The organism is Halomonas sp., assembly GCF_041689495.1.
Taxonomy (GTDB): Bacteria; Pseudomonadota; Gammaproteobacteria; order Pseudomonadales; family Halomonadaceae; genus Halomonas.
On record NZ_JBDNGD010000285.1, the window covers coordinates 1 to 4,472 of the forward strand.

The 4,472-nt window shown below is 58.3% G+C and carries 4 protein-coding genes and 1 pseudogene; all 5 read right to left on the reverse strand.

Translation table 11 applies throughout. The features are described from left to right. A pseudogene (locus ACESMD_RS09725) lies at positions 1-358 on the reverse strand (IS1380 family transposase); the annotation flags it as partial. A 311-nt stretch (positions 359-669) separates the two neighbouring features. After that, entirely contained in the window at positions 670-1,428 is a 759-nt protein-coding gene (locus tag ACESMD_RS09730) for a M15 family metallopeptidase (RefSeq protein WP_372612656.1), read from the reverse strand. Between the two features lie 4 nt (positions 1,429-1,432). Continuing rightward, a complete protein-coding gene (locus ACESMD_RS09735) occupies positions 1,433-2,710 on the reverse strand; it encodes a TRAP transporter large permease (protein ID WP_372612658.1) in 1,278 nt (425 codons plus the stop codon). Further along, entirely contained in the window at positions 2,707-3,198 is a 492-nt protein-coding gene (locus ACESMD_RS09740; RefSeq protein WP_372612660.1) for a TRAP transporter small permease, read from the reverse strand. Before ACESMD_RS09740 ends, ACESMD_RS09735 begins: the two co-directional genes overlap by 4 nt. 66 nt (positions 3,199-3,264) lie before the next feature. Next, positions 3,265-4,299, reverse strand: coding sequence for a TRAP transporter substrate-binding protein DctP (gene dctP / locus ACESMD_RS09745; RefSeq protein WP_372612662.1), 1,035 nt, complete (start codon positions 4,297-4,299; stop codon positions 3,265-3,267). Positions 4,300-4,472 lie beyond the last annotated feature (173 nt).

Consider the following 4,472-nt stretch of genomic DNA (forward strand, 5'->3'; position numbering starts at 1 on the left):
TCGAGGATGATCTGGCGTGCCTTGTGGATAACGTCGCGGTTCGCGCCTGCAGGTCGTTGGCGGCGAGCTTCTCCAGCCGTTGGCGCAGCGTGGCGGTGCTCGGTACCTTCTGCAGGGTCAGCAGTTGCTGGAAGGGCGTGTCGCGGCGGAAGTTCTCGATGGCATCAAAGTCGCTCAGGCCCAGGCACAGCAGGCCCAGATAGCTCTTGATCACGTCGCTGTTGCGCATGCCCAGCGTGGTGGGAAAGTGGCTGTCGATGCTGTCGACGCCGGCGATCTCGAAGCACTGGCCGATGAGCGAGAGCCCGGCATGGCTGGTGAGGGTGCGGCCACTGGCGCGGAATTTGACGTTGGGCATGGCACTGTCCGGGTGAACGGCGATAGTGGCTATATTGCCATGCACATCAGCAGTTTAGAAGGCTTTTAGAGGGCCGGCTTCACGGATTCAGGGTTATGTATAGCTATGCATAATGGCCGAAAGCAGACCCTCCGCCAAAAAAGATTGCTGAAAATGCCGTCAATCTGGTTGACAGATTCCATGGCAAAGCAAGCAGCTTCGATGAAGAAGACCCGTATCCGCTACTTCCGCCTACCAGGCAGAGCCACTGGGGGGGTGGCTCACGGCCGGCCTGCTGGATCAACCAAATCTAGGCACGTTGTGGGAAACTGTTACAGCTGACGCTTCCAGCGATTTTCGATGGTCTCCAACTCTGCAGGTCCATAAAGTGCTTGCTCGTGGCCGCCATAGTAGGCCCAGAGTTGATCTCCCATGTCGTAATGCCACCATTCGCTTGGCAAGTTGGTGAAGCCCTGTTCGAGCATGGCTTCATACAGGCGCCGCCGACTGTCGCGGGCTTGCTGTTCACGAGTGCTCGGGTAGCCGATGGTTTCCAAGGCTGCTGTATGCGAAATTGGTACAGCCTCGTCAAATAGCGTCCCCATGTCCAGCGGGAGGCCATCGGCATCACTTAAGGTCACATCCACGGCGCCGCCTGTGAGGTGCGGACTGGGTGCTTCTGCCTCGCGGCTGGGCACTGAGACAAACTCCCTTGTCCGTTCCAGCAACTCCTCATCGGTAAGGTCAGGATGGTGGGACCGAATGGCCTCCTGAAGGGTATCGAAGAGGTATTGCTGGACCCGCCAGGGGCGCCAGCCGTCGAGGACCACCAACCCGAATGCAGGCGGGAGCGACCGCGCCACTCTGAGCAAGCGACGGTAAACTCCCTCACGCACATAGCACTCGTCGATCGAGCCGGGAATGCCCTGCTTGGCATAGACCGGGAAGACCTTGATTGGGGAGGGTGCCAGGCTCAGTGGCACCAGAGGCTCGTCACTTCCCTTGATAAGTATACGGCTGACAACTGACCATTCAGGGTCTGGGCTTCGACGAATGGGGGAGGAAAATGTGGTACGAAATGGTTCATTCATGGAGTCATCCAATATGAGTCGGTAGCCAGAGGGCCAGGGAAGGGAACAGGATGAGCAGCAACAGCACCAAGGTGGCGGTCACCACGAATGGCCAGATAGTCCGGAACAGCGAAACGATCTCCAGCCGGCTTACGGCGGCAGCGACGAACACGCAGGCGCCCATGGGAGGCGTAATCAATGCAATCGTGATGTTCAGAGTGATGATGATGCCGAGATGAACCGGGTCGATGCCAGCCATTATGGCGACAGGGGAGAATATCGGCGTCAATAGCATCAGCGCCGAGACCTCCTCCATGAACATGCCGGTGACAAAAGTAATACCGCTGAGTAGCAATAGGATCACCACCGGTTGCTCGATGTAAGGCGTCAAAAGGGCAACAAATTGGTTGGGTACCTGAGCATAAGAAAGCAACCAGCTGATCGTGGCGGATGCTGCCATGATCAGAAAAATCGCCGAAGTCAGGCGCGTTGTGTCGACGATTGCCTTCCAGAAGTCGGCGATGTGCAGGTTGCCCTGGGCCATGCCGCACAGCGCCACGTACAGCGCTGTCAAGGCGCCGGACTCCGTGGGTGTGACGAAGCCCATAACGATGCCCGCCACGATGATGAAGGGGGCTACCAAGGCAGGTAGTGCTCCCAGGGCCGCCCATGATACTTCCTGGATCGTGGGCAGTCCGCCACGCTTCTCCAATCCCTTCTGCCATGCATACCAGGCGTTCATGCCCATGAAAGCGAGCCCCAGTAGCAGCCCGGGGATCACCCCAGCGAGGAAGAGATCCCCGACAGAGGTATTGGTCAGCGAGGCATAGAGAATCATGAAGATACTGGGCGGAATGATGGGCCCGATCAGCGAGCTGCCCGCCGTCAGCCCGGCGGCGAAGGCGGTGGAATAGCCTTCCTTGCGCATGGGCGGTACCAGCAATGACCCTAGGGCTGACGTATCGGCGACCGCCGACCCGTTCACACCGGCAAAGAAGACGCTGGATATCACATTGACATGACCCATGCCCCCGCGGAGATGACCGACCAGCAACTTGGCCAGCACCATCAGCCGGTCCGTGAGGCGGGTGGCATTCATCAGGTTGCCAGACAGGATAAAGAGCGGTATGGCCATCAATGAGAAAGCATTGATTCCCCCAAAGAACTGTTGAGGCATCATCCTGGGAATCATGGCGGGATCCACGAACATAAATCCCACCACAGCCGCGGCCAAGAGTGAGACAAATAGTGGTAATCCCAACAAAACATGTACAAGGAGCACTGCCAGCATGGTCAACGTCATGCCGTGTCCTCCGTCAGTGTCTTCAAGGGTGCCGGTCCATACCAAAAGGCATGCCAGGTCAGCAAGGCAAAGCCGATGGGCAGAGAAAACATGGGAATCGTTCTGCTGACGCCCAGCCCTTGGCTAGTGAACATCGATACCGACAGCGCATATCGGTAGCTGATGACAGTACCGGCAATGGCCAGGCTGAGCGTCAACAGCCACTGGTAGAGATTGAGTACCTGGCACAGCCGCGGAGGAAGCAGGCTCTCGATTAGCGCGACGCGCATATGCCCACCCTCAATCCACACGGCACCGGCGCCTAGCAGCACGCTGCCGATGATCAGGAAGCGGGCCAACTCGTCCGTCCAGATGGGTGCGCCACCGGCCAGGTAGCGCATAAAGACGCCATAGAGGATCACCGCCAGATCAATGAGTAACAGGCTACTGGCAATCGATAGGGTGACGGGCCGGCTGATAGCCAGCACGCGGGAACTCAGGGAAGCCATAACGGTTTCCGTATAGTGGGGGCAGGGAGCCCTCTGCCCCAAGGTGACAATGTGGTTTCAGAAGGCCTACTCGACCAGGTGGGTCATCCCGGTGTCTTCGAGCGCCATCTCGATGAAGGACGGGTCGATATCCTGTTCGCCGAGCCATTCAAGGTAGGCCGGCTGGCCCTGCTCCCGAAAGGCCGTCAGTTCCTCCTCGGAGGGACGGATCACCTCCATGCCCTGCTCCTCGAGGTAGGCGATACGTTCATCTACCCTGGCCTCGTTGTGCTCGCGCGCCATCTGGTTAGCCTCGTCGACCGCTTCCAGAAACGCCTGATGCACCTCCTCGTCCCAGGCGTCGATCATGGCGCCGTTGCCTACCAGGAACTGGTCGGAATACTGAATGTTGGCCAGTGTCAGGTAGTCCTGCACTTCATAGAGGCTGCCCATGATGATGTACATCGGGGGGTTCATCTGGCCGTCGGCGACCCCGGTCTTGAGGGCCATGTAGACTTCTGTCCAGGGGATCGGGGTGCCAGAAGCACCAAAGGCCTCATAAAGTGCGACCTGACTGGGGTCCATGGCCCGAAAGCGTAGATCCTCGAAATCACTCGGGGAGGAGATGGGCTTCTTGTCATTGGTGAAGGCCAGGAAGCCGCCTTCCTCGACCACCGCTAAAAGCTCTACGCCAGCGCGCTCACGTAAGGCGTCCTCGACGGCCTCCCAGTACTGTCCTTCGTCAAAGAACTGGCGAGCCGATTCGAAGTCGTCGAAGAGGAACGGGATGGCACTGACGAAGATCTCAGGTACCAGGGGAGACATGCCGGCGAAGGAAGCGATGTTCAGGCTGGGGGTATTCATCGTCTGTTCCATGCGCTCCTGTTCGTCCCCCAGCATACTGTTGGGATAGAGCTTGAGCTCGACCTCGCCGTCGGTCTTCTCTTCAACCAGTTCCTTGAGGTTGGTGGCGAAGACGTGGACAGCATTCTTATCAGGATCGGGTGCACCGTTGTAGCTCAGGTCCACGGTGGTGGCGGCGTGTGCGCTGGTGACCAGTGCACTAGCGGCAAGGACCGCAGCGCCAATGGAAGTGAGTGCAATGTTACGAAAATGGCTCATGTAGAGACTCCGTGCGTTGCTGTTGGGGGTAACTCAGCCGAGTAGCCAGCATATCTGAGACTAGGCGTTGATGGGTTGACTATTCAACCCTCTAGTATGGTGAGCTATGCAGTTAGGGGCAACGCCTTGGCGAAGCGCTCCATAGCGCCAATGCCTTAGCCGAGAGAAATGCA

Excerpts from the sequence above, each read along its gene's own strand:
- ACESMD_RS09730 (WP_372612656.1), bottom strand. The coding sequence starts at position 1,428 with ATGAATGAACCATTTCGTACCACATTTTCCTCCCCCATTCGTCGAAGC.
- ACESMD_RS09735 (WP_372612658.1), bottom strand. The coding sequence starts at position 2,710 with ATGACGTTGACCATGCTGGCAGTGCTCCTTGTACATGTTTTGTTGGGA.
- ACESMD_RS09740 (WP_372612660.1), bottom strand. The coding sequence starts at position 3,198 with ATGGCTTCCCTGAGTTCCCGCGTGCTGGCTATCAGCCGGCCCGTCACC.
- dctP (WP_372612662.1), bottom strand. The coding sequence starts at position 4,299 with ATGAGCCATTTTCGTAACATTGCACTCACTTCCATTGGCGCTGCGGTC.